Below are 25,365 nucleotides of genomic sequence, written 5' to 3'. Positions count from 1 at the left end.
CCGCAGAGCTTTTCTTTACAAGTATCTATTGATACACGACAATTAACCCCTTAACGTCCCGCCTTGTGGAGTGCTCCGGTGATATTGCTGTAACTAATAGCTATATTGATGCTACTGGCTCTGGAGATGTGGGAGACGTTGTTCTGCTAGCCGCAGATAGAGTAACGTTTAGTGGGCAAAATGATGTGGCCGTAGGCGCTTTCACTGGCATTACAGCTTTTGGGGAAGGGGTCGGTGGAAGTCTGCGCATTCGGGCAAATCATCTAGAAGTTCTAGACGGAGCTCGACTGGTTACATCCAGCTTCGGTTTGGGTAATGCTGGAAATGTAATTCTAGATATCAGCGATACAGTCCGTTTAAGTGGTATTAATGCCCGCAATGACTTGTCAGGTGGGATCTTTAGCACTATGGGAATTTTTAGTGATGGAGTAGCAGGAAATTTACAAATTAATGCAACCAACCTGGATGTTACTGATGGGGCTCAATTAGATGCTACAAATGCTGGCCCCGGTAACGCTGGTGATATTAGCTTGAATATTCGTGGAACTGCTCGCTTTGATGGGAGTGTAACCATCAACGGATTCTCTGTTCCTAGTGGTGTGTTTAGCAGTAGCAGTCTTTTTGGACAGCAAGGGACTGGCGGTAATGTGCGAATTAATGCTGCTAATCTTGAGGTCACTAATGGTGCCAGGCTTGATGTTTCAAGCTTTGGAAATGGGCAGGGCGGAAACCTGATTTTAGATATTCAGGAGGTTGCTATATTCAATGGGATAAATGCTACTGGAAATAATGCTAGTGGAGCATTTAGTAACTTCTTGGGTGATGAGGGCAGGGGTGGAAATGTGCAAATTAATGCCAATGGTTTAGAGGTTAGGAACGGGGCGAAAATCGACGTCACAGGATCAGGTTCTGGAAGGGCTGGCGATATTATTCTGAACATTGCAGAAACTGCTCGGTTTGATGGTGTGAATTCCGTGTGGAATTTACAAAGTAGTGGGGTTTTTAGTAGCTTTATTGGTTCTGGTGGGATAGGTCAGGGAGGAGATATTCAGATTTATGCTGCTAATCTTGACGTCACTAATGGAGCTCGAATTGATGGGTCTATATTTGGAGAAGGTGGTGGGGGAAATATTCGACTGCAAATCAGTGAGGCGGCTCGATTTGATGGAGTGAACCCCTTCCTGAGTGCATTGGCCAGTGGAGTTTATAGTCTTAACCTAGGGGGTGATGGGGTTGGGGGAGACTTGAAAATTGAGGCAAATAATTTGACAGTGACTAATGGGGCTCAAGTAAATGCTTCTAGCTGGAGCAATGGAGATGGCGGAAATATTCAAATAGAAATCACTGGTAGTGCGCGCTTTGAAGGTGTTAATCCTTTTGTTCCTCAACTTTCGAGTGGAGTCCTTAGCAGTGTTTCATCATCAGGGATGGGTACTGGTGGGGATATTCAAATTAGATCCAATAGCTTAGATGTCTTGGGTGGAGCAAAACTGTCTACAGAAAACCTGGGTAGTGGAGATGCTGGAAATATTGTACTTGTACTGCAAGGGCAGCTATTGGCTAATGATGGTACCATTGGCACCAATGCACAATTTGGATCGGGAGGGCAAATTGTAGCCTCTGCTAGAAATATTATTCTGCGCGGGGATAGTGACATTCAATCTTTTGTGCTGAGAGGAAGTGGTGGAGGGGGTAATATTGTTCTTAGGGCCAATTTAATCATTGCTTTGGGCGATAGTGATATTTTGGCTTTTTCTGTTGACGGTACTGGTGGTAATATATTCTTGGATACTCCTGCCTTTTTTGGCGAAAATTTTCAGCCTGCTCCTCAGCTCACCAGTTTAGAAGAACTGCTTGCTCTTGATGGTAATGGTCGGGTTGATGTTAACGCTACTGGAGCAATCGCCTCAGGCACTATCACTATTCCTGATGTGAGTTTTATTGAAAATAGTTTGGCAACCCTTGAAACAACGACCTTAGACACGGCTGCCCTGACTGCCGGCAGCTGCATTGCCCGCAGCGATGAAAGCCTAGGAGACTTTGTGGTTACTGGGGGAGATGGCCTACCCCAAGGCCCAGGGGATTTGCCAATTTCTGCTTATCCCACTGGCACTGTCCAGACTGTAGACAACACGACTGCTCTGCAAGAGCCCGATGGGGTCTACCACTTACCTGATGGTCGCCTGGTGCTGAGTCATCGTTGTCCCTAGTTTTGCTTAAGTCCCCCATCTACCACCTTGATCTGTGATGCCGTTACTCCATCCCTTCCTGGGTGCCCTGGTCCTGTCGCTTCCCTTAGCTGGCGTTGCTCAGGCTCAAACGGATACACCGCCACCGATTCTGCCCCTGCCAGATCCCACCGAACCCACTCGCCCTGTTCCCCTGGACCCGCCCATTCCAGATCCAGACCCGCCAGAGGTACCTCTACAAGTGCCTGACCAGCCCCAGCCCGAGCCCCCAATCGTGCCACCAGAGCTGGAAGAAACCCGCTTCCCGATCGAGCGCATCGAGGTGATCGGCAACACGGTTTTAGCGGATGACATTGCCGCCCTGGTGCAACCCCTAGAGGGCCAAGACTTGACCCTCAGTCAACTGCTGGACCTGCGTACAGCGATCACGGATCTCTATATCAATAGTGGCTATGTTACCTCTGGGGCCTTCTTGCCCAGTGGGCAAGATTTGAGTGATGGTATCGTACAAATTCAGGTGGTTGAGGGCAGCCTTGAGACCATTCAGGTGAATGGGTTGAGTCGCCTACGGCAGGGGTATGTGCGCGATCGCATTGCCCTAGCCACCCAGCCTCCCCTGAATATTTCCCGCCTGGAAGATGCCCTGAGACTCTTGCAAATTGACCCCTTGTTGGAGCGGGTGGATGCTGAATTAACCGCTGGTAGCCGTCCGGGGCAAAATTTGTTGATTCTAGATTTAGCGGAGGCCGATCCCTTCTCGTTGGCGTTGACGACGGACAACTCGCGATCGGTTAGCATTGGCTCGATTCAAGGGGAAGCCCAGCTGTTGCACCGGAACCTGCTGGGATTTGGTGATGCTGCCAGTGTGCGCTATGGCTTGACCGAAGGGCTAAATCTGTACGAACTGCGCTACAGCGTTCCTTTGAATGCCCGGGACGGCACCTTGCAAATGCGCTACGAAAACGCCGACAGCCGCATTGTCACCCCCCAGTTTGTAGATGCTGGCATTCGCAGCGACAGTAGAACCATGGGCCTTAGCCTGCGTCAGCCCCTCAGCCGCTCCATTAACCAGGAATTTGCCCTGGGTTTAGCCTTGGATCTGCGGGAAAGTCGTAGTTTTATTCTGGACGATATTCCCTTCTCCTTTTCCATTGGTCCTGAAAATGGGGTGGCCCGGGTGACCGCCCTGCGGTTTTCCCAAGATTGGCTGGCCCGAGATGTTCGGCGGGTGGTGGCAGCGCGATCGCAGTTTAGCCTGGGGCTAGATCTCTTCAATGCCACGGTCAATGACACCGGGACCGATGGCCGCTTCTTTAGCTGGCTGGGGCAGTTTCAGTGGGTGGAGCAGGTGTCCCCCCGGTGGTTATTGGTCAGCCGCGTCAACGCTCAACTTACCCCCAACTCCTTGCTACCCCTGGAGAGGTTTAGCGTAGGCGGGGTTGATACCGTGCGGGGCTATGCCCAAAACCAACTGGTTACCGACAACGCCGTGGTTGGCTCCGTCGAACTGCGGGTACCGCTCTCGGCCAATGTCAACGAACTCCAGCTGATTCCCTTTTTGGACATTGGCACCGGCTGGAATAACCAAACCGAAACGCCTAATCCCTCCATGCTGCTGGGCACCGGTTTGGGGGTCCAGTGGCAACCCATCCCAATGGCCAACCTGCGCCTAGCCTATGGCATTCCGCTGATTAACGTGCCCAACCGGGGCGGCTCCTGGCAGGAGAACGGGGTGTATTTTTCAGTGACCATGCAGCCGTTTTAAACAAGGGTAGGGGCAGACCCCCGTGTCTGCCCTGTAAAGCAATGTAGACCCAGCGCAAATGGCCCCAGGACAGGAATGGTAAGGGCGATGGAACAGACCCACCTGTCTGCCCCAGACTCAATACCCTGAAAAATTGCAGTTTTCTGTAATTTGACTGGCTGAATTCTGTGCTGATAATAAACAGTCAAGGCGCTATTTTAAGAGTCTGTTTTGCTGGGTATAAGTAGCCGGGGCTGATCAAACGTCACACCCGCCGCTGATTTTCTCCCGAAGGGAGACGCTCACGCGAACGACTCCGCTCAATCAGCTAGATCCTTTGTCCGACAAGGGATTGAGGGTTGAGCGAAGTCGAAACCCCTCTACAAGACAATTGAGCCTACCTACTTAGGCTCCGCTCTGCCTTCTGCCTTCCCCCTTCTGCCTTCCTCAAGGAGTCATGTTGCTTGACCCAACCTTCCCATCCCATAACCGACCCGGCGCAGTTGTTGCGGTGGTGGCATTGGCACCAGGCCCAGTGGCTCACCTGCGAGGCCGATCGCATTCGCAATGGCCTGCTGCAAGACCTGTTTGCGGTGCGGCGGCAGCTTGAGCTGCAAAGCGGGGAAAATGGCTTAGGTACGGTCGAGCAGTTATACGCTGATTTGGACGCGCTGGGGAATCGCCTCAGTTCTCCCTATGCCCAGGAGTCATTACCCCTGGCGATTCAGCACGCTTTACAGGACTGGCCCCCGGCCCTGGCCCTTAAACTGAACCTACCGACCGATTGGCCCGATGAACCGACAGAGCACATTAGCCTGTTGCTGTTAGGCTTAGACCACCTGCGGTACACCTTGATGGCTCAGGCTAGCCTGCCCCAGTCAATCTGTATCTGTTTGGTGGAGCAGACCACGGGCAAACAGCTGACCCTTGACGTGACATACGGTGACGCGGTGCCCCCCGGCTTGCTAACCCTATGGGAAGCGGAAGATTGGCTTTACCCAGTCGCTACGTTTGAAGTTCTTAGCCAGGGCCGGGTAAGTTATCGCTGCGAATCTAACACCCTTGAGTGGATTTTTGATTGGTAACTCACCTATTCTGGTGTTGAGCCCCAGTCACTGCATCTCCTAACCGCCATGACTCCTCCCCAACGCCAACAATTGCTGGTTGTCGATGACCACGATGCCGTATTACAGGGTACGGTCAGTGCCCTGAAACAAGACTATCCGGAGGCGGATATTCGCACGGTGCGCACAGCGGCGGAGGCGATCGCCAGTTTGACCACCGTCTTACCAGCCTTACTGGTGATGGATTTGTCGGTTCCACAGCGGACCGGGGAACCTTCCCAAGTGGAAACTGGGATTAGCCTACTGCGATCGCTGATGCAGCAGTACCCAGACCTCAACATTGTGGTCCAGAGTGCCCATGTGAAATCACTGGTACGGCTCAAGCCGGCGATCGATAGCCACCGGGGGGGCTTTACCATTGTCGACAAGAGCCTGCCCCTAAAAGAAATGCTGATTAAGGTGGACTGGGCCATGCAGGGGCTAATTTACACCCCCCGTGATATGCGCACCGGGCTAGAGGTAAAACCTGAATGGCTGCAAGTGTTGCAATTAGCCTTTATTGAAGGGCTGCAAGATAAGGCGATCGCCGAGCAGATGAATGTCTCAGAGCGTACCGTGCGCCACTACTGGACAAAAGTACAAGACGCCTTGGACGTGTACCCCGACGCCGGTAAGAATATCCGCATTCAAACCGAAATTCGCGCCCGCGAAGAGGGCCTGATTGACTAAATTTTTTCTATGCAGGTTGAGCTGTACCTTGGGCTAAGTTTTCAGAAATATACTGCGGCCATCATCGATCCCAGGATGCTGTTATCAACTTTGCTGCCCAACGGGAGCTATCGCTAGAACCCTGGGATCTTGACCACCCAAGCTATTCACAGGCGTGGCTCAGCCCCAGGCGGCCATCGGTTGGCGTTTTTCGGTAACCAACAGGACTCAACATTCAAATCCTGGCAGTTTTCGGCCATCCGGTTCAGCCTTTTCCACCATCAACCTGGCCTAACTCTGAACCCCTTGCCCATGCACCCTTGCATAGACTGAGGCTAAAGGTTCGAGAAAACCCACGGATCGAGGAGCAGAATCATGACTACCCTAACCCCAACCTTCGATAGCCCAACCACCAGCTGGCCAAAGACGATGCTCGTTAACCTAGGCCTGTGTGGTCGTCGCCAATATGCCCTGGTTCACTGCCTACGGGGGCTGAGCTACTTTCACCAAGGGGTTTATTCTCAGGCCATACGGTTTTTTAATCAGACCTTAGCCTTGATCGAAACTACGGCCCCTGTGCCCTTGCTAGAGGCGATTACCCTGGGCTATATGGGGCAGGCCTACGCTGTACAAAGTCAGTACTGGTTTGCCCTGGCCTGTTACGATGCGGCCTTGGATGTGTGCCACAGCCAGGACTCCCCGGCCCTGCGCTACTGCCAGATGAACCTGTTGGGATGGTTGGCCGATTTGTGCCTCTGCTGTGGCTATCGGGAGTTGGCCAATACCTACGCCGCTGAAGCCTTGCAACTCAAAAAGATGATATCGACCGGTGGCATACTCGATAAACCCGCACCGTATTCTGTTTTCCCCGCAGGGGAATCTCTCCCCAAGACTCTACCTGGATTTGATTGTTTAGATGCACCAGCGTTTCGTGGGCAATCAAAATCCGGCATGGTGTTGGCTGGCGATGTTTAAAGCAGCTTTCTAAGCGAGACGCGGTATTGACGCTGTCTCCCACAACGCCATATTCCAACCGCTGACTGCCCCCCAAGCTACCAACCATGACCGGGCCAGTAAAGATGCCAATCCGAATTTGGATCGGGAGATAACCTTGATCGCTCCACTGCTGATTGAGCTGGGTTAGGCGTTCTGCCATTGCCAAGGCACAGTCGACCGCCTGCTGGGCATCAGTGGCAATGGCGACGGGGGTGGTGCTTGGGATAGGTACCCCAAAAACAGCCATCAAGCCATCGCCAATGAACTTATTCACCACCCCATGGTGACGCTGCACCTCCTCCGTCATCGCCATAAAGTACTCATTTAGCCAGCCCATCACCTGCTGGGGGGACTGCTGCTCCGACAGGGTCGTGAAGTTGCGGATATCTGAGAACAAGATGGTGGCGGTCAGGGTTTGGGCCGGTAGTCGCCCCTCCTCCGTCAGCCGCTGGCGTTCGTCCCAAAGGGCTTGGGCAATTTCTGGAGAGGTTTGTTGTCCTAGCAGACGCAGCGTCATCATCTGTTGTTGCTGGGCTTGGCTCAGGCGCAGGCTGGTGGTGATAGTACTGGTGATCACAAAGGCGATCGCGGGAACCACCATGGGCACCCACACGGCCATGCCCATCAGCCCCACCCCAGCCCCCAGCAGACAACCTAGCAGGGCTGTACTGCCCAACACCGATATCCACAGACGTCGAGCCATCAAGGACCAGCCAATACCCAGCCCACCCCAGACGACAATCCAGCCGTATTCCAACCCCGGGGACCACACCTGTAGCAGGGGCCGATCATCGAGTACAGCACTAATAATTTGGCTCGTGGCATGGGCTTGAATCTCCACGCCGTATACCAAGCCAGGGTTCTCAGAACTGACCGCCGCCGAGTTGACCAAATCTTTGACGCTCAAGGAAGTAATGCCCACCAGGACAATGGCATCTTCGATCCAGGCGGGGTCAACGGCCCCAACCATCACCTGGCGCAGGGAGACTTGGCGAAAGGGGGTTGCACCACTGCGGGGATTAAGCAGCATCTGGTTACCGGCGGCATCAGCCCGGACATAGCCTCCGGTGTGGGGGTGCACCCGGGTCAGCTCGGTGGTGCCAAACCGCATCGCCTCTGGATCGCGATAGCCATTGTCCATCGCCAAGCCATACTGGGCCAAGTATTGTTCCGCCAGGCGGATGGCCAAGGCAAAGCGGTATACCCCGTCTGCCCCATACACCCCGAGCAAAATCCGCCGCACAAACCCATCGTCATCCAGGGGTAAATCCACAAACCCAATTCGGTCGGAGGGGAGGGTCTGAGGCGGAGCAACCGGATTGGCTAACACCTGCTCAATGCCCACGACGTAGGGGAAGTCTGCCCAGGCTTGAACTAACGCCCCGTGGCCAGGATTAACCGGGAAATCACGGTAAATATCGATGGCTACGGCCCTGGGTTGATGGCGATCTAGCCGGTGCAGCAAATCCGCTAGCACCTGGTCTGGCACCGGATAAGTGCCCAGGGCTTGGATATCCGCTTCGTCGATACCCACAATCAAGAAGCGGTCATCGGTGGGTTCTGCCGGACGCAGGCGGAGTAGGGTATCGAGGGTTTTTAGCTCCAGCCCCTGAAACCCTCCGGCCAGACGCATCAGCACCACCAAGGCCAATAGGGCTAGCCCTGGCCAGGTCGATGATCCGTAGGTTTCCAGTAGCCGTCGAAGTATTCTCATCATGGAGCAACCGGTTTAGTCTACCCCTAAAACCACTTGGAGTTGGCGGGGGGCGGTACGACAATATAGCCCGTCGTCGGGTCGCCCAGGACCCAACTTTGGGGAACGGCGGTGGCGGGTCCAGATAGACCAGTGGGCACCGGGCCAGCCCCCCAGTGCCACCAGTAGGCGGCTACATAGGCACAGGTGAGGCTATCGAGTTGGTCTTCCACCGCCTTCATCGCTTTACCCGTGGCGGGAATGGGGGGTAGATCGGTGGCGGCCAGGGGTAAGGTGGGTTCGAGGGTGGGTAGAATCTGGAGCTGCAACTGGCGCAGCTTTTCTAGCTCCGGGCGGCGCTGAGCCAGGGTGCCTTTTTTGTACTTGAGAATTCGACTCAGGCCAAATAAATGCACCGTCGCCGGATGGGGAAACACCTCTAGCTGGAAGCGACCTGGGGGCTGGGGGGCCGTCTTAGGGGCATGGCGAAACCCCCGCTCCTCTAAGGCTAGGCCAAAGGCGATCAGCTTTTCAGCAAAGGGGCGATCGCGATTGGCTGGATAGCAACCGGCGTCGTAGCGACCAAAGTATTTGTGGGCCAGGCGATCGGGCAGCCGCATCCCCGTTTGGTTGGGAATCAGGGTGGGGGCATCCACGGCAATCACCCCATCGGTGTCGGGGGCGGTCCAGCGATCGACCCAGGCTAGTACTTCAGGGGTGGTGTCGAAGCGATCCAGGTGGCTGAGCTGCAGGCCACTGTCCCCCAGGGTAAGGCAGCACACCCCCGTTGGCCCGGATTGCCAACCCAAGTCAATCCCTAAAAATCGCCTCACTTTTCCAGCCGCACCACGTACCACTGCATGGTTTCCCCAGGGCGTAGCTCTAGCTCACAGGCGGTATCCCGCAGGTGTTGGGCCTGTTCTGTAAGGTCGCTAAACCGTTGCAGATCTCTGGGTAGGTTATCCTGTCGTTCCGCCAGCAGGGCCGCCAGCTGGACCAAGAGCTCGTCAGGGGTCAAAAACACCTCGGCCTCACCGGGCATCAGCACTACAAACATATCCTCCTGATACATGATGTTGTCGGGCATGGGGAACTCCGGGTGGGGGGAAGAAAGGCAGAAGGTAGAAGGTAGAAGGTAGAAGGTAGAGCCGCTATGGTCAGTCAAAAAAGAATGACGGGAGATGTGACTTGGGGTTCACGGTAAACGGCAAGCGGTTTCAGGTAAGCCGTGCACCGTTTACCGTAGGTCGTGCACCGCTAGCTTGACAGCCCCCAGGAAGTGAAAATGGCCACAGTCTGCCAAAGATCATCCTAAACCGGGGAGAGCATCTGTGCATCAGACTGTGAATTTCCTTTGGGAATAGCACTAATCCCCTGGATCCGGTGGTAGGATAAAAGAAGTATTCACCGAAAACCCGACCGGTTTACCGGAGTTTTCGGGATCTAACCCTCCCCTAGACATGGCGATTTATGCGGTGTCTGGCCTGGGTTTTTCTGTGTTATCGCGACTCGTAATCCGCTCTGGTGCTATGGTTCAGACTCCGCTTAAATCAACCCCGTCAGCGTCTTCAGCAGAGGTGCAGAAGCGCTCTAAGCTCGAAGGCATTAAGGAACGCAGTAACTTTCTGCGCCAACCCCTGGCCAGTGAACTGCTGGAAGATACTACCCACTTTACCGAGGATGCGATTCAAATCCTCAAGTTTCATGGCTCTTACCAGCAAGACAACCGCGACAATCGGGTGAAGGGGCAGGAGAAGGACTACCAAATGATGTTGCGCACCCGCAACCCCGGCGGGTTTATTCCCCCTGAGCTCTATCTCACCCTCGATCGCCTGTCGGACCAGTACGGTAACGGTACCCTGCGGGCCACCACCCGCCAGGGGTTCCAGCTCCATGGGGTGTTGAAGCAAAATCTCAAGGCCACCATTGCCGCGATTGTTAAAAGCCTGGGATCTACCCTGGGGGCCTGTGGCGATCTGAACCGCAACATCATGGCCCCCCCTGCCCCCTACAAAAATCGGCCCGAGTATGCCCTGGCCCAGGACTATGCCAACCGGATTGCGGATTTGCTGCGGCCCCAAACTGAGGCTTACTACGAAATTTGGCTGGACGGGGAAAAGGCGGTTTCGGTGGAAGAACACCCCGATGTGGTGGCAGCGCGGCAGCGCAATGGTAACGGTACCCTGGTCCACGGCAGCGAGGAGCCGATCTATGGCACCCACTATATGCCCCGCAAGTTTAAGTGCGCGGTGACGGTACCTGGCGATAACTCCATCGATGCCTATACCCAGGATGTCACCCTGGTGGTGATGACGGATAAAAAAGGCAATCTGAAGGGGTTTAACGTGCTGGCGGGCGGCGGCCTAGGCCGCACCCATAATAAAGAGGAAACCTTTGCCCGCACCGCCGATGAAATTGGCTATGTGGACAAGGACGATGTCTATGACCTGATGAAGGCGATCGTGGCCACCCAGCGGGACTACGGCGATCGCTACAATCGCCGCCATGCCCGCATGAAGTACCTGATCCATGACTGGGGCGTCGATCGCTTCCGGCAGCAGGTGGAAACCTACTTTGGTAAGCCCCTAAAGGCGTTTAAGAAGCTGCCAAAATGGACCTTCTACGACTACCTGGGTTGGCAAGAGCAGGGGGACGGCCACTGGTTTGTGGGGGTGCCGATTGAAAATGGCCGGGTGCTCGATCGCGAAGGGTTGCAGCTAAAAACGGCCCTGCGGGAGATTGTCCAGCGGTTTAACCTGCCGATGCTGGTCACCCCCAACCAGAGCGTGCTGTTCTATGACATTAAGCCCGAGGACAAGGCCGCCATCCAGGAGATCTTGACCCGCTGTGGCGTGGTCAAAGAAACTGAGCTCGATCCCCTGGTGCGCTATGCCATGGCCTGCCCGGCTCTGCCCCTGTGCGGCCTAGCGATTACCGAGGCCGAGCGAATTATGCCCACCACCCTGGAGCGGCTACGGACCCTGTTAACTAAGCTGGGCTTACGGGACGAGCATTTTGTGGTACGCATGACCGGCTGCCCCAATGGCTGCGCCCGCCCCTACATGGCGGAGCTGGGGTTTGTAGGTAGTGGACCAGAGTCGTACCAGGTATGGCTGGGGGGCTGCCCGAACCAGACTCGACTGGCTCGCCCCTACATTGAGCGGATGCCGGATCGAGAGATGGAAACTACCCTGGAACCGCTGTTTGTGTTCTTTCGGGATGGCCGTAAGCAGCGGGAAAGCTTTGGCGACTTCTGCGATCGCGTGGGGTTTGAAGCCCTGCGTCAGTTCGCTAGCACCTATGACCCCGAGCAGTACACCCCTCGCCATACCAAGGAAGGGCGGCACCGGTTGAGCGTGTCCCACGATCTGTTTTTGACCCTGCAAGCCACCGCTGATAAAGAAGGGCGACCCATGGCCCAGGTGATGGCTGATGCCCTAGGGGTATATTTGCAGCAGCGATCGTAGGGGTCCCGTAGGGTGACCATCTAAGGAGATTTCCGAGCAAGATAATCCCGCTTGTTGTCAGCGATCGTAGCTTTCGTAGGGTGGGCATTGCCCACCACTCGGTAGAACGTTTCCTAGAGGTCACCTAATCAAAAGCCGGAGCCACTCGTGGGAGGAGTAGCTCCGGCTTTGTACTGGCGTTTTTTCACCCTGACTGAAATCTTGCCTGGGCAAACCGAATGTTTAGTTGGCTGGACGACTGCGATCAGGCAGTACCCATACCAGCATTGGGCAAACAACTAGGGTCATCACTGTGATCACAGCAATAATTTCGAGTCCAGAAGTCAATGTCGTATCCATCATGAGCCTATGCCTCCACAGGGCAGCGGTAGATTGGGCGTTCTCTTCAATAGGGTTCCCTGGCCTGGGTTAATCTACATCATTGACCGTAGGCTTTCCGGAAAAAAGAAAAACGTCGTTTTGTTGTGCTGTATCTATAGTTACAGTTTAGCGCGATAAATCGCTGGTGACGGCCCCATGGTGATGGTTCTATGACAGAGAGCTGATGTCTGACTTTTGTACTGGATGTTGCCACGGCTATAGGTAAACCATCTATTTATGCCTAAGTTTTTCCAGCTTCGATTAGCAGTAAATGAGGATATCACTTAACTCCATAAGCTTAAAAATACAACTTGGCGTCAAGCGATTGGCATCGCTGACCTCTGCCCTGGCACTGCTACTAGCTGCCTGCCAGACTCCCAACGGTTCTCAAGCGGGGGGAGAGATGACCGGAGTCGGGGCCAGCTACCCTATGATTTGCTGATTACCGGCACTGAAGGCTGGGAAGAGCTCCAGCGGAACTTCGCTGAGTTCCAAGCTGTGATGCAGGACATCCTGGAACTGGATGTGGAATTCTTTGCGGTCAGCGATCGCACTGTGGCTGCTGCCGCCGTCGCCGCTGACCTGTTAAGGACGCTGCCCCTAGAACACCAGGGCAGAACCCTGGGTTCTTGACATACTGTACTGACGCTCCAGCCACAGTTCTATCGTGCTGAATTAGCCCAGTTGTTGGCCCATCTAAATCAGCCAACCGAGCAACCGTCGCGATCGCAGGTGACGGCCGCTGCTGCGCTCTCTGGAACTACGGTAAAGCCGCCAACACTGACCCCCGCAATTCCGTACTGCTCCCGCAGCACCTGGTTAAAGCTAGCGATAATGTCGGGCAACTGCTGCTGTAATACCGACCGAATTTGATCGGCTTCAGGGGGTGGACTACCAACGGTTTCAACAGGCATAAGCTTTGGCGAATAGGTGACGTTTAAATTGTAAAGGAATGAGTAGACTGATACGGCCTCGGCTTCATGGCTCTACACATGAGCGCTAGATATCCAGGTCTTCTAGCTTGAGGCGAGGGCCGTGGGTTTCAATAAACTCACGCCGGGGGGCGACCCGATCGCCCATCAAAATCGTGAAAATGCGATCGGCTTCGGCGGCATCTTCAATTTCTACCCGCTTCATCATCCGGGTCTCTGGGTTCATGGTGGTATCCCATAGCTGGGTGGGCATCATTTCCCCTAAACCTTTGAACCGCTGCACACTGTAGTTGGCGTTGGCCGGAAACTCCTCAGCAATTAGGGTTTGCAGTTCTCGGTCGTTGTAGCAGTACCAGTGATTACGCCCCCGTTCCACCTTGTACAGGGGCGGACAGGCAATATATACATAGCCCTGATCAACCAACTCCCGCTGATAACGGTAGAAGAAGGTGAGCAACAGCGTACGAATGTGAGCCCCATCCACGTCAGCGTCAGTCATCAGGCAGATCCGGTGGTAACGTAGCTGAGAAGCATCGAACTCTTCTCCTTTTATGCCTAGGCCTAGGGCCGTAATTAGCGCCTGAATTTCGGTATTTTTGTAAATCTTAGCGTCGTCGGTTTTTTCGATATTGAGGATTTTGCCGCGCAGGGGCAGAATGGCTTGGAAACGGCGATCGCGCCCTTGCTTGGCACTGCCTCCCGCAGAATCTCCCTCTACGATAAAGATCTCTGACTCGCTAGGGTCACGGGTGCTGCAATCAGCTAGCTTGCCGGGCAGGGTAGAGGACTCCAGCACCGACTTACGGCGGACCAGTTCTCGGGCTCGGCGGGCCGCCTCGGCGGCGTTAAAGGCCTGGATCGCTTTTTCTAAAATGGCATCGGCCACATTGGGGTGAAAGTCCAGATATTCGGTCAGGGCTTCTCCCACCAGGGAATCGACAATGCCCCGCACCTCCGTGTTACCCAGCTTGGTCTTAGTCTGGCCCTCAAATTCTGGATCTGGCACTTTGACTGAGACAATCGCTGTCAGCCCTTCGCGAATGTTTTCTCCGGCCAGGTTAGATTCGCCGTCCTTACGCTTGTTTCGCTTGCGGGCAAAGTTATTGAGGGTGCGGGTCAACACCGCCTTGAGGCCCTCCAAGTGGGTGCCTCCATCAATGGTGCGGATGTTGTTGGCGAACCCCAGCAAATTATCAGAGTAAGCATCTGCACACCATTGCAGCGCCGCTTCCACCTGCACCCCATCCCGCTCGGCGGCAATGGTAATGATTTCGTCGTGGATCGCCTGCTTGTCTACATTGATGTAGCCCACATACTCGCTAATGCCGCCCGCATAGTGGTAAGTGGTGACCCTGGGCTGATCCGTCTTCAGTAGCTCTAGGCGGTAGTCGGTAAAGGTGACTTCGATGCCAGCATTCAGATAAGCCAGCTCTCGAAAACGACCGACCAGGGTATCGTAATCGAACTCGATACCAGTGGTGAAAATCTGGCGGTCGGGCAAAAAGGAAACAGAGGTGCCCTGGCGCTGCTCTTGGCTGGGGGCAACTTCTAGCTCCCCAATGGGCGCCCCCCGCTCGTAGCGCTGCTTGTGGACCTTACCCTCGCGCCATACGGTCACTTCCACCCATTCCGATAGGGCATTGACCACGGAGATACCGACCCCATGCAACCCCCCTGATACCTTGTAGCCGCCACCGCCAAACTTACCGCCAGCATGTAGGACGGTCATCACCGTTTCCAGGGCCGACTTGCCTGTGCGAGGATGGACATCGGTAGGAATGCCACGGCCGTCGTCGGTGACTGTGACAGAACCATCCGCATTTAGAGAAATTTGAATAGTTTTACAGTAACCCGCCAGGGCTTCGTCCACGGAGTTATCGACAACCTCGTACACCAGGTGGTGGAGACCCCGAGGTCCAGTGCTGCCAATGTACATGCCTGGACGTTTACGGACAGGTTCAAGCCCTTCCAGCACCTGAATCTGTTCAGCACCGTAGTTGGTTGTCATGCTATATGCTCCAAAAATGGGCTTAAAGCCCCATAACAAGCTTGCAGGTCAAAACACCTTAAAATTATATCACAAACCAGCCGTAGAGGATTCTAAGGCAACTTGAGATGAAGATTAACCGAGGGGTGGAACCTCTAAATTTTCCAAAATTAGCACTACCCCAGGAAACATCCTGGCCACATGGTTCAATTGTACCATTTTTGCTGGTAATTGGTGGTGCGACTGCTACGGGAAAGTCGGGATTGGCTTTGGCCCTGGCCCAGCGATCGCCAGGGGTGATTCTCAGTGCCGACTCTCGACAAGTATACCGAGAGTTTGACATTGGTACCGCAAAACCTTCCCTCCAGGAGCAGCAGCAAGTGCCCCACGCGCTGATCGACATTTGTGACCCCACAGAGTCCCTGACTCTGGCAGAGTACCAGCGCCAAGCCCAGGACTTAATTCAGACGATTCATCGCGATCGCGCCGTGATGCCCATGCTGGTGGGCGGCACGGGGCTCTACATCGATGCGGTGGTCAAGGGGCTGAGGATTCCCCCCGTCGCCCCCCAACCGGCCTTACGCCAGCAGTTAGCAACCCTGGGGCAGCCCCACTGCTATACCCTGCTACAAACCCTAGACCCAGTTGCCGCCCGCCGTATTCATCCCCATGACCCAGTCCGCACCGTGCGCGCCCTAGAGGTGTTTTACGTCAGCGGCCAACCCCTGACTACCCTGCAAGGGACCGCCCCTCCGGATTACCCCATTCTCTACTTAGGCTTAGACAGCGACCCAGACAGCCTGCAGCGCCGCATCGCCCAGCGCACCCAGACCATGATCGAAGTTGGGCTGAAGCATGAAGTGGCTACCCTGGCCCACAGGTACGGAACTGACTTGCCCCTACTGCAAACCCTCGGCTACGCCGAAATGCTACGCCACTTACAAGGGGATTATTCTCTGGCCGTGGCCCAGGCAGAGATTGTGCGCCACACCCGTCAGTTTGCTAAGCGCCAGCGCACCTGGTTTCGCAACCGCGCCACCGTCCAGTGGTTTGACGCTGACGCCGCCGATCTGGTGGATCAGGTGTGGGGAACCGCTTGCCAGTGGTTGGATGGCCATGCAACCCTCTAAGCCCCTGCCCCGGAGGAGCATAGCTCTATGGGTCAGTACTGCAAGAGGACCGTCACTGGAGCTTCGGGTAGCTTAGACCGCCCCTGCAAAGCCAACAACTCAATTACAAAGCCAAAGCCTGCTACGGTACTGCCAGTTTGAACGACCAGATCAGCGGTAGCCGCTGCTGTGCCCCCCGTGGCAATCAGGTCGTCGATAATCAACACCCGACTCCCGGCCGGAAACGCATCCTGGTGGAGCTCTAGGGTGTCGTTGCCGTACTCCAACTCATAGGTGGCCGAGTGAACCGCAGCGGGCAACTTGCCAGGCTTGCGCACCGGGGCGAACCCGACCCCCAACTTATAGGCCAGGGGCATGCCAAACATAAACCCCCGCGATTCGATGCCAGCGATATAGTCTGGCTGTAACCCCGCCACCTGCTCAGCAAACAGATCAATGCTGTACTGCATTGATGTGGGGTTGGCCAATAGGGGGGTAATATCGCGAAATAAAATCCCGGGTTGGGGAAAGTCAGGAATGTCGCGAATATGGGATTTTAGATCCATAGTTGGGAAGTCACAGGTCGCAGGCCGTAGCTATGCTACCACCTTAGGGCAGACACACCGGTCTGCCCCTACGCCCCATCACTCCTACCCTACGGGTAGACTCGGAGCGGTTTCCCCTCATCACCCCCCTCTCCGTTTGCCAACCTTTCCCTAGATCACGCCGCCCCGGGGAAATGATCAATCTGGGCATAGCCGCTAAACACCAGGCGATCGCCCTTTGTCTCTAGCCGGTTGACCCGCAGCAGCACCCCATCTAGGTCAAACCGCTCTAGATCCACCATGCGGTTGAGCACCATAGCCAATCCTTTGGTGAGGGTTGCCGATAGGGAACGCACCTCCTCTGGGATGCCTTCAGGCAGAAATTCAGCATCGGCAAAGATAATCCGCCGCCGTTTTTCCACGGTAATTTTGGCGGTCAGCTGCAAGGGCAGGTTCTGACGATTGGGCAAATCAGTTTTAGCGGCAATTTTAATCGCTTGGTCCGGCAACAAAGTCATTTGTAGATCGCGGAATGTCACCGGATCCCCTCCCGATAGGTTAGTGACCTGATCATCGGTCACCCCCTCCAGGTGCTGACGGACCAATTTAGCCTTAAAGGCCTGGTTGATAGCCGCCTCTGTGAGCACCACCTGAGCAATGGCCTGAGTCGGTTGGCGAAGACGAATTTTGCCGCCAATGGCCGCCCCCACATCAATGGCCACGGCATCGGTTTCAAACATCATTTCCGCCGCTTCAAATTCTTTGCGAATCACCAGCCCCTGGCCTTCCATGCGAAAGCTGTCGACCATACCCTGGAGCAGTTTACTGGGGGGAGAGCAGCGCACGGCTACATCCATTGACTCGCTCCGGCTAAACAGGTGACGCAGCGATTGGGTGACCACAGAATTGATCATCCGTTCACCGAAATCATTAGCTGCATTTGCCTGGAATCCAGTAAAGCCGCTAAACATAAAGGTTAATACCAACCCAACTTCCCTCTTGTTGTAACAAAATATGAAGCGTAGTGACAGAGTTTTTTGGTTAAAGAGGGCTAAGACTATCTATGGTAATCATAGGCTGGGGGGCAACAGCATCCACTGCGCTTCACCTAACCTGCGGGAATTCTAAATTACAGTACTCTGCGGCATCAGTCAGCCAACCCGTCCTAAGACCTGACACCCTCAGCCATAAGCTTGCTGGGCTACAGCTGGGCACAATCTGCAATTTTGAGTTGGCTACCCACGGCCACTAGGGTCGGTGCGGCGATCGCGGTTCGACTCCCCTCGCAGACCAAGGTAGAGATCACAGCATTGCCGCCATTGTCGGTGGTGGTATAGACCAACCCCGCATACCCCTTGAGCTCATCATTGGCTGGGGCAGCCACAACCACGGTGGTGCCATTGTCAGCCAGCTTAACGGCATAGCCATAGTCCGGGGCTGCATCCAGGTGATTAAACCCCAACTCGGCCAGGGAACTGGCGAAGCGAGCATGCTCTAAAAAATAATACTGTTGGGCTCGGCTTAAGCTGCCCACATACTTCAAGGCATTGGCCTGCCGAGCCCGGGTTGTATATCTCATGAAGCTGGGCCATACCAGGGCACTCAGCAGGCCTAAGATCACCACCACAATCATCAGTTCCAGCAGAGTAAACCCCTGGGACTGAGCCTTGCGATTAGCTATCCTGAAGCCGCCAAGGTAGTAAACGTTACCGAAGGTCATAGGAAATAGGGCCATTGGGCCATTGAACAATCAATAATGTGACAATCAAATCAGGACAGCACCAGGATGGCACTCCCTTTTACGCAATGTCACTGAAAAGACCGGATAGTAATCGTGAACTTTATCTGGGCTTTATGGACGCTCTGGCTAAATCCACTGATCGGAGTCTGGGGTAAATCATGACCAAAGAGCTATGTTAGACATTGGAGCTAAATCAAAGATGGTTGCCATCTACAGGGATACTTTGTTGCATACTGATGAAGCAAAGTGTCACAGGACTAAGCCCCAGACCATCAACTCATCAATACCGTCTAACCAATACTGTCGAGTTATTTCCGTTGAGCCTAACTAACGATTTGGACACCTTGGATTCATCTTCCCCAGAGACTGGCCGACCGCGAATCTTTATCACCGGTGCCAGCGGCTGCATTGGGCACTACATCCTGGAACTGTTGCTGCAAACTAACCGCTATGAGCTCTTTTTGCTGTTGCGCCACCCAGAAAAGCTGCGCCTGCCGGTGCAGGATAATCCTCAGGTGCATATTTTGCTGGGTGGGTTAGGGGATAGTGATCAGTACGCCGATCTGCTGCCCACCATGGACATGGCTATCTTGACCGCTGCCGCTTGGGGGGGGGAGCCAGACTATGTGTACAAGACCAATGTGGACGATAACCTGCACGTGCTGAGTCTGCTTGATCCACAGCGGTGTCAGCAGGTGATTTATTTTTCCACCGCTAGCATTTTGAATCAGCAGAGTCAGCCGCTGCCAGAAGCGGCGCAGCTAGGTACCGACTATATTCGTAGTAAGTACAACTGCCATCAACGACTGCCGGAACTAGCCATCTACGATAAAGTCACTACGGTGTTTCCCACCCTGGTGTTTGGCGGCGATAAGGACAAGCCCTACTCCTTTATTTCTGCTGGGCTGCAAGATGTTACCAAGTGGATCGGCTTGATTCGATTCTTTAAGGCGGATGCTGGCTTTCACTTTGCCCACGCCCAAGACATTGCCACCGTGGTCAATTATCTGCTAGAACATCCTTCCCAGGCGGGTTACCGAGAGTTTGTCTTAGGCAATCCTCCCCTGTCAGCCGATCAGGCGGTACAGCAAACCTGCGACTACCTGGGCAAGCGCATTTGGTTTCAAATTCCTCTCTATTTTTGGCTGGCGGATGTGTTGATCACCCTATTTCGGGTGCAGATGGCCCCTTGGGATTATTTCTGCTTGCAGTACCGTCACTTTGTCTACAAGGGGACGGTGAACCCGGCCACCTTTGCCATGGAGCCCTATTGCTCTACCATGGCAGACCTACTCCGGGTACACGGCATTGCTGAGGGGTAGTACGGAAAGGCAGAAGGCAAAAAGGGGAACTTCTGTATCCTAGGATCTCCACTTTTTAAGCATAGTTTTCGTAGGTTAGGTGGCGCGATCGCAGAACTCCACAAAACTGACTGCTGCAATGCCTTGGCGCTATTGCAAGCGAATTTGGTAGGGCATGAGCAAGTAGAGCCCCCTGGGATCGTTGAGGGTTTGCAGCAGGCTGACTTCGTCCCACACGTTGAGCAATTGGTTGGTGACAGGATCGGGGCTATCTGTGGTTAGCCAGCTGGTCCACTGGGTCTGGGTTGGCTGAGATACAAACAGGGTAAAAAACCGCTGCCAGTCGTCCGGTTCAGGATACTCCCGTAGACGCCAGTCATCATCTAAGTCGGCCAGGTCTGCGGCGATCGCGATCGCCTGACTCAACCCCCCCAGTTCATCGACGAGGCCCAGGTCCTGGGCGGCGGTACCAGACCAGACCCGTCCTTGGGCCACATCGGTCACCGTAGCCCGGGGCAGGTCCCGTCCGGCTTCCACCCGGTCTAAGAAGGTGTCGTAGATGTTGTCGACGGCGGTTTGCAAAATCGCCAGTTCCTGCTCAGTCTTAGGCCGCGTCGGTGAAAGAATATCGGCCAGTTCCCCAGTTTTGACCCCATCCCAGGAGACGCCGACCTTGTCCCCTAGCTCTTGCAGGTTCAGAAACAAGCTGTAGACCCCAATCGAGCCGGTAATGGTTGCTGGTTGAGCCACAATGCTGTCCGCCAGGGCCGAGATCCAGTAGCCACCAGAGGCAGCCACGTTGCCCATGGACACCACCACGGGTTTATCGGCCTCTTGCAGCAGTTGTAGCTCCCGCAAAATCACATCTGAGGCGGTGGCGCTACCGCCGGGGCTATTCACCCGCAGAACAACCGCCTTGACAGTGTCATCTTGCCGCAGTCGTCGGAGCTGCCGGGCCAGGGTGTTGCCAGCAATCACCTGGGGTTGGCCAAAGCCACCGCCGCTTTCACCGTCCACAATCGGCCCCTCGGCATAGACCACCGCTATCTGGTTGCTGGAGCGACGAGTCACCAGGTCATCGTCGATGGTGCGGGCATAGCGACCTAAGCTAATCTGGCGAAAGCTGGGAGCGTTGGGGCGATCATTGCGATCGCCCTCCTGCCCGGTAATGTCCCGCAAGGCTTCGATCACCTCATCTTCGTAGGCGATTTCATCCACTAGATTTTCGGTCTGGGCCGCTTCCCCAAATAAAAATCCCTGGCTATCGGCAATGGCTTGCAGTTGCTGGGGCGCTAGCGATCGCGGCTCAACTATATCCGTCACCATGGTCTGCCACACATCATCCAGCAACTGTTGAATTTGCGTGCGCTCCTCGGAGCTCATACTATCGGCAATAAACGGTTCCACCGCCGACTTGTAAGCCCCCACCCGGGTCACCTGCACCCCAATCCCCAAATTGTCCAGGGCCTCTGCCTGATACATCACTTCCGCATAGAGACCATTCATTTCCACGCTGCCCAGGGGGTTCAGGTACACCGTATCGGCCAGGGCGGCCAGATAATATTCCCGCTCACTCCAAGCGACGTCATAGGCCAACACAGGCTTATCCGCCTCTCGAAAGGCTTGAATGGCGGGGTAAAGCTCCATTTGATTGGCTAGCCCGGTGCCGACAGTGGCTCCCCCCTTAAGATATAACCCGGCAATGCGAGGATCCTCAGCGGCTGCCTCCAGGGCAGCCACCGCCTGGCGCAGGGATAGGGCCGTGGGGGTCGCTGGAGAGGCCAGGATCATTGACCGGGGATCGGCCAGGGCCGGACCATCGGAAATGGGTGTAGAGAGGTCATACACCAACAAGGTCTGGTCAGCGATGGTGGGCGGATCAGGGCCTCGGGTCAAACTGGCTAGCAAAACCCCCACCAGGCCCACAGCCCCCACCGTCAGCAAAAAACCCAACAGCATGAAAAATAAGATCGACCCGGTCAGGCTAGCCAGGGTGTATTTGATAAATTGGCGCATGGCCCTGTGGTCCTCAATGGCACTTACCGATAGACATCTGCATCTTCGGCATCATCATAAGCGTCGAGACTGTCTGGATCGGGAGGTTGGTTCATTTCGGCTTTAAAGCCTCGCAGGGTCTTCCCCAGGGCACTACCCAATTCTGGAATTTTCTTGGGACCAAAAATCAGGATGGCGACCCCAATCACAACAATAACCTCGGTCCAACCTAGATTAAACATGGCGATACGCGGCTTAAGAGTATGTTCACTATATACCGTCAACCCTGGGATTAGGATTTACACCGAGGCAGTGACTGGCTCGAAACGAAACCCCGCCTGACGGATGCGATCCATGGCCTGACCCAGGCGATCGCAGTCGGCAATCAAACTCACCCGAATGTAATTTTCGCCCCCAGGGCCAAAGGCATTCCCCGGGGTAACCACCACCCCAGTTTCTTGCAACACCTCCAGGGCAAAGTCCGTGGAATTAATGCCTGGTGGGCAGGGCACCCACAGGTACATGGTGGCCTGGGGCTTGGTCACCGCCCAGCCCAGGGAGGCAAATTGCTCAATTAAAAAGTCCCGCCGGGTAGAGTAGCGGGTTTGCACCTCCTCTAGGTAGCGATCGGGCAACGAAAGAGCCGTTTCTGCCGCCCGCTGCAATGCCGCAAAAATCCCATAGTCTAGGTTGGTTTTCAGGGTGCGTAACCCTTGAATAATGTGAGAGTTGCCCACCACAAAGCCCACCCGCCACCCGGCCATATTATAGGTCTTCGATAGGGTGTGAAACTCGACCCCCACCTCTTTCCCCCCCGGAATTTCCAGCAGGCTGGTGGGTTGGTAACCGTCAAAGGCCAGTTCGGCGTAGCACAGATCATGCACCAGCAAAATTTGATACCGCTGGGCAAAGGCCACCGCTTGCTCAAAAAAGGACCGGGGAGCGGTGGCCGCAGTGGGATTGTTCGGGTAGTTGAAAAATAAGGCTTTTGCTGAGCGGGCGACCGCTGGGGGAATGGTGTCAAAGTCAATCAGCCAGTTATTCTCTGGCTTTAGGTGCAAGTGATGAACCTTAGCCCCGGCAATCGCCGGCCCCCGAAAATGGGCTGGGTATGCGGGGGTGGGCACTAACACCACATCCCCTGGGTTGATGAACGCCATGGCCAGGTGGGTGATCCCTTCCTTTGACCCCAACAGGGGCAGGGCCTCAGCGGTGGGGTCTAACGGTACCCCGTAGCGACGGGCGTACCAGTCTGTAATGGCGGTGCGAAAGCTGGCAGTACCCTCAAAGGGAGGATAACCGTGATTACTGGCATCACCAATCGCCAGACGGGCCGCTTCTACCACCGGGGCAGGGGTAGGGCCATCGGGGTTACCCATGCCCAGGTCAATTAAATCTAACCCTTGCTCTCGAGCTCGGGCTTTGAGTTCATCAAGGCGGGCAAACACGTAGGGGGGCAGGGCGCTGAGGCGATCTGCGGGCGGTATCCAATCTAGGCTCATGGCTGCACCTCCGGGGCAACAGTAGCGGCAGAATCGGCCAACCGAGGCCGATCCCGCAGTTCAGGACAGAGGGGCGACACCATGGCTGCCACCACAGCGTCAGGGGTGACCACAAAAGGCAGATGGTGAATGTCAGACCCCTGGCGACAGGCAAATTCTGCCACCTGCTGCAGCTGCCGTAGGGAAATATCCCCCAAGCCTAAATCAGCTAGGGTCGTAGGTAGCCCCGCCGCCCCATAAAACTGAATTAGCTGTTGACGGGCAGTTGTGGCCAGGGCGGCCTTACCCGCCAGTTCTTCCAGGCGCAGCTGTACCAAAATGCCGTAGGCCACTTTCTCCCCATGCAGGGTGCCATGGCTAGCGGCTAGCTGGGTCAGCCCATTATGCACCGCATGGGCGGCCACTGTGCGGCATTGGGCACCCCCCACCCCACCGATCACACCAGCCAGTAACACCGTGGCATCTACCACCTGTTGCCAATCGTCTCCACCCCAGTCTCGGAGCGCTCCTGGGGTCTTTTGAAACAAAATATCCCGCAGGACTCGGGCCTGCTGCACCGCTGATACAATCAGGGTCTGCTGGGAAGCGCCGCTACTGACGGAGGCCTCGTACCACTTAGCCAAACCATCGCCAATTCCCGCCACCAGGGTACGGCGCGGGGCGGTGCGCACCAGGGCATAGTCTAAAATCAGCAGGTCGGGGCAGCGGGGCAGGGTCACATCGTATAAAAAAGCCCCCTGCTCGGAATAGACGTTGGATAGAGCTGTCCAGGCCGCACAGGTGGCCCCAGAGGTGGGCACCGTAACCACTGGGCAGCGAATCTGGTAGGCCAATAGTTTGGCCGCATCCAGGGCTTTGCCGCCACCGATGCCAATCACCACATCGGTGTGATCGGTGGTGGCCTGTCGCCGTAAGCGAGTTAGGGTGACTTCACTGCAATCGCTACCGTAGTGCGCTGTATGGGCGGCCAACCCCGCCTGCTGAAGGGCATCCCGCAGGGGTGCAGCCAGCGCCAAGCTGTGATTACCGCCGACGATTAACGGTCGTTGCCCTAAAGCCGCGATCGCAGCTCCCTGGGACGCCAAGATCTCTGTACCCCGCACCACCTGGGCTGGGGCAATGGTTAGGCTGGGTAAAGCAAACGTAGTCATAGATGGCCGTTGACAGGAACAGGGAGAGAGGTAAGCAAACCATGGGGAGTCCTAAGCATTCCCCTAGCTTTCATGGGTCGGCGATACCGCCGCCAGGGCCGATTGGTCCACATGGACCCGGTAGGCCGTGGCATTGTCACCTTTAGCAGCAGGCTGCACCTGGCCCACATAAACCAGCTTTGATACCCCCGGCTGGTCATGCACAATCACCCGAGCCCGAACCGTGGGAACTTGTCCAGGTAGGCCCAGCCGGTAAGGCTTAAACAGGTTACTGGCCGCCTGCTGCAGGGTAGCATCAAGGGCATCCGGGGTAATGGTGGATGGTACAGCAATCACAATTTTGCTGGCCCCAGAATCGTAGACCGTGGCATAGGATACGGCCCCCGGCACAACAGTCCGACTAAAGGGCTCAAAACTTAGCCCTAGCAACCCCACCGTCAGCACTATGGAAAACCCCGCCGCCCCCACCAGCCGGAAGCGGATTCCCCACTTCAGCACAAACGCTAGAACCGCTAAAGCAATTAGGGCCAGGGTGCCAAGAGCGGCCCACTGGGTGGCAACTAGAAATTCATCCGGAGTCGGCATGCTGGGTATGACTCTATAAGAAAGATAGATAGACTGATCAAGATATCGTAGATAGTAACTTCTATCTACAGTGAAGCTTGCTACAGTGGAGCTTGATAGGGCGATCCCAGCTTAGGACAGTCCCCTCTGCTCCGGTGTAGACCGTTACTTTTAGATCCTATCAGCTCCTCAGAGTAGATTCAGAGTAGATTTTCTGGGCATGGTGATCAATTGTCCGATTTATCTTCTGGGCCAGGCTAGTTGTAAAGCCACCCAAGACAAGGTAAAACTTGAAGCCGTAACACCATTTGATGGCG

21 protein-coding genes are annotated in these 25,365 nt (G+C 55.3%); 8 read left to right on the top strand and 13 right to left on the bottom strand.

The features are described 5' to 3' along the window. The first annotated feature begins 65 nt into the window (after positions 1 to 65). The 4 genes from E1H13_RS16865 (at position 66) to E1H13_RS16850 (ending at position 5,726) form a co-directional block, all read left to right on the top strand. Positions 66 to 2,210, top strand: a complete 2,145-nt coding sequence (locus tag E1H13_RS16865; RefSeq protein ID WP_169614780.1) for a hypothetical protein — start codon at positions 66 to 68, stop codon at positions 2,208 to 2,210. Between the two features lie 37 nt (positions 2,211 to 2,247). Continuing rightward, complete coding sequence (locus tag E1H13_RS16860; RefSeq protein ID WP_169614778.1) at positions 2,248 to 3,954, top strand: ShlB/FhaC/HecB family hemolysin secretion/activation protein; 1,707 nt, start codon at positions 2,248 to 2,250, stop codon at positions 3,952 to 3,954. A 443-nt stretch (positions 3,955 to 4,397) separates the two neighbouring features. Then, entirely contained in the window at positions 4,398 to 5,018 is a 621-nt protein-coding gene (locus tag E1H13_RS16855; protein WP_169614776.1) for a hypothetical protein, read from the top strand. Between the two features lie 48 nt (positions 5,019 to 5,066). Continuing rightward, positions 5,067 to 5,726 (top strand): response regulator transcription factor, encoded by a 660-nt coding sequence (locus E1H13_RS16850; RefSeq protein WP_169614775.1) that lies wholly within the window; start codon positions 5,067 to 5,069, stop codon positions 5,724 to 5,726. Positions 5,727 to 6,513: 787 nt separating this feature from the next. Here E1H13_RS16850 and E1H13_RS16845 read toward each other — a convergent pair. The 3 genes from E1H13_RS16845 to E1H13_RS16835 are packed head-to-tail and all read right to left on the bottom strand — an operon-like array spanning position 6,514 to position 9,481. Next, on the bottom strand, positions 6,514 to 8,418 hold the full coding sequence (locus tag E1H13_RS16845; RefSeq protein ID WP_169614773.1) for an adenylate/guanylate cyclase domain-containing protein: 1,905 nt from the start codon (positions 8,416 to 8,418) through the stop codon (positions 6,514 to 6,516). A gap of 23 nt (positions 8,419 to 8,441) precedes the next feature. Then, positions 8,442 to 9,227 (bottom strand): DUF429 domain-containing protein, encoded by a 786-nt coding sequence (locus E1H13_RS16840; RefSeq protein ID WP_169614771.1) that lies wholly within the window; start codon positions 9,225 to 9,227, stop codon positions 8,442 to 8,444. Beyond that, positions 9,224 to 9,481 (bottom strand): chlororespiratory reduction protein 7, encoded by a 258-nt coding sequence (locus tag E1H13_RS16835; RefSeq protein WP_169614769.1) that lies wholly within the window; start codon positions 9,479 to 9,481, stop codon positions 9,224 to 9,226. The genes E1H13_RS16840 and E1H13_RS16835 overlap by 4 nt, the downstream gene beginning before the upstream one ends. A gap of 442 nt (positions 9,482 to 9,923) precedes the next feature. On the opposite strand from E1H13_RS16835, the gene sir reads away from it, so the two are divergent. Together sir and E1H13_RS16825 are read left to right on the top strand one after the other, a co-directional pair. Continuing rightward, a complete protein-coding gene (gene sir, locus E1H13_RS16830; RefSeq protein WP_169614767.1) occupies positions 9,924 to 11,861 on the top strand; it encodes a sulfite reductase, ferredoxin dependent in 1,938 nt (645 codons plus the stop codon). Between the two features lie 795 nt (positions 11,862 to 12,656). After that, positions 12,657 to 12,854: a hypothetical protein gene (locus E1H13_RS16825; RefSeq protein WP_169614765.1), complete on the top strand. Its 198-nt coding sequence runs from the start codon at positions 12,657 to 12,659 to the stop codon at positions 12,852 to 12,854. A gap of 68 nt (positions 12,855 to 12,922) precedes the next feature. On the opposite strand, the gene E1H13_RS16820 is transcribed toward E1H13_RS16825, so the two are convergent. Together E1H13_RS16820 and gyrB are read right to left on the bottom strand one after the other, a co-directional pair. After that, positions 12,923 to 13,135, bottom strand: a complete 213-nt coding sequence (locus E1H13_RS16820; protein WP_169614763.1) for a hypothetical protein — start codon at positions 13,133 to 13,135, stop codon at positions 12,923 to 12,925. An 85-nt stretch (positions 13,136 to 13,220) separates the two neighbouring features. Then, positions 13,221 to 15,161 (bottom strand): DNA topoisomerase (ATP-hydrolyzing) subunit B, encoded by a 1,941-nt coding sequence (gene gyrB / locus E1H13_RS16815; protein WP_169614762.1) that lies wholly within the window; start codon positions 15,159 to 15,161, stop codon positions 13,221 to 13,223. A gap of 188 nt (positions 15,162 to 15,349) precedes the next feature. Between gyrB and miaA the strand changes: the two genes are divergently transcribed. Then, a complete protein-coding gene (gene miaA / locus E1H13_RS16810) occupies positions 15,350 to 16,270 on the top strand; it encodes a tRNA (adenosine(37)-N6)-dimethylallyltransferase MiaA (protein ID WP_169614788.1) in 921 nt (306 codons plus the stop codon). A gap of 32 nt (positions 16,271 to 16,302) precedes the next feature. On the opposite strand, the gene E1H13_RS16805 is transcribed toward miaA, so the two are convergent. From E1H13_RS16805 to E1H13_RS16795, 3 genes are all read right to left on the bottom strand, one after another. Next, complete coding sequence (locus E1H13_RS16805) at positions 16,303 to 16,815, bottom strand: adenine phosphoribosyltransferase (protein ID WP_169614760.1); 513 nt, start codon at positions 16,813 to 16,815, stop codon at positions 16,303 to 16,305. 155 nt (positions 16,816 to 16,970) lie between these two features. After that, a complete protein-coding gene (locus E1H13_RS16800) occupies positions 16,971 to 17,765 on the bottom strand; it encodes a DUF2993 domain-containing protein (RefSeq protein ID WP_169614786.1) in 795 nt (264 codons plus the stop codon). A gap of 230 nt (positions 17,766 to 17,995) precedes the next feature. Further along, positions 17,996 to 18,529: a type IV pilin-like G/H family protein gene (locus tag E1H13_RS16795; RefSeq protein WP_169614758.1), complete on the bottom strand. Its 534-nt coding sequence runs from the start codon at positions 18,527 to 18,529 to the stop codon at positions 17,996 to 17,998. A 350-nt stretch (positions 18,530 to 18,879) separates the two neighbouring features. Here E1H13_RS16795 and E1H13_RS16790 point away from each other — a divergent pair, with 350 nt between their 5' ends. Beyond that, positions 18,880 to 19,857 (top strand): NAD(P)-dependent oxidoreductase, encoded by a 978-nt coding sequence (locus E1H13_RS16790; RefSeq protein WP_240966687.1) that lies wholly within the window; start codon positions 18,880 to 18,882, stop codon positions 19,855 to 19,857. A 129-nt stretch (positions 19,858 to 19,986) separates the two neighbouring features. On the opposite strand, the gene sppA is transcribed toward E1H13_RS16790, so the two are convergent. The 5 genes from sppA to E1H13_RS16765 form a co-directional block, all read right to left on the bottom strand. Then, entirely contained in the window at positions 19,987 to 21,852 is a 1,866-nt protein-coding gene (gene sppA, locus E1H13_RS16785) for a signal peptide peptidase SppA (RefSeq protein ID WP_169614754.1), read from the bottom strand. Between the two features lie 23 nt (positions 21,853 to 21,875). Continuing rightward, entirely contained in the window at positions 21,876 to 22,073 is a 198-nt protein-coding gene (locus tag E1H13_RS16780; protein WP_169614752.1) for a twin-arginine translocase TatA/TatE family subunit, read from the bottom strand. A gap of 57 nt (positions 22,074 to 22,130) precedes the next feature. Further along, complete coding sequence (locus E1H13_RS16775) at positions 22,131 to 23,333, bottom strand: aspartate aminotransferase (RefSeq protein WP_169614746.1); 1,203 nt, start codon at positions 23,331 to 23,333, stop codon at positions 22,131 to 22,133. Continuing rightward, positions 23,330 to 24,484, bottom strand: coding sequence for an iron-containing alcohol dehydrogenase family protein (locus E1H13_RS16770; protein WP_169614744.1), 1,155 nt, complete (start codon positions 24,482 to 24,484; stop codon positions 23,330 to 23,332). The genes E1H13_RS16775 and E1H13_RS16770 overlap by 4 nt, the downstream gene beginning before the upstream one ends. 63 nt (positions 24,485 to 24,547) lie before the next feature. Then, entirely contained in the window at positions 24,548 to 25,069 is a 522-nt protein-coding gene (locus E1H13_RS16765; RefSeq protein ID WP_169614742.1) for a Ycf51 family protein, read from the bottom strand. Positions 25,070 to 25,365: the final 296 nt, after the last annotated feature.

The sequence above is a fragment of the Nodosilinea sp. P-1105 genome, from assembly GCF_012911975.1.
Classification (GTDB): Bacteria; Cyanobacteriota; Cyanobacteriia; order Phormidesmidales; family Phormidesmidaceae; genus Nodosilinea.
This window is presented reverse-complemented; position numbering and strand designations above follow the sequence as displayed.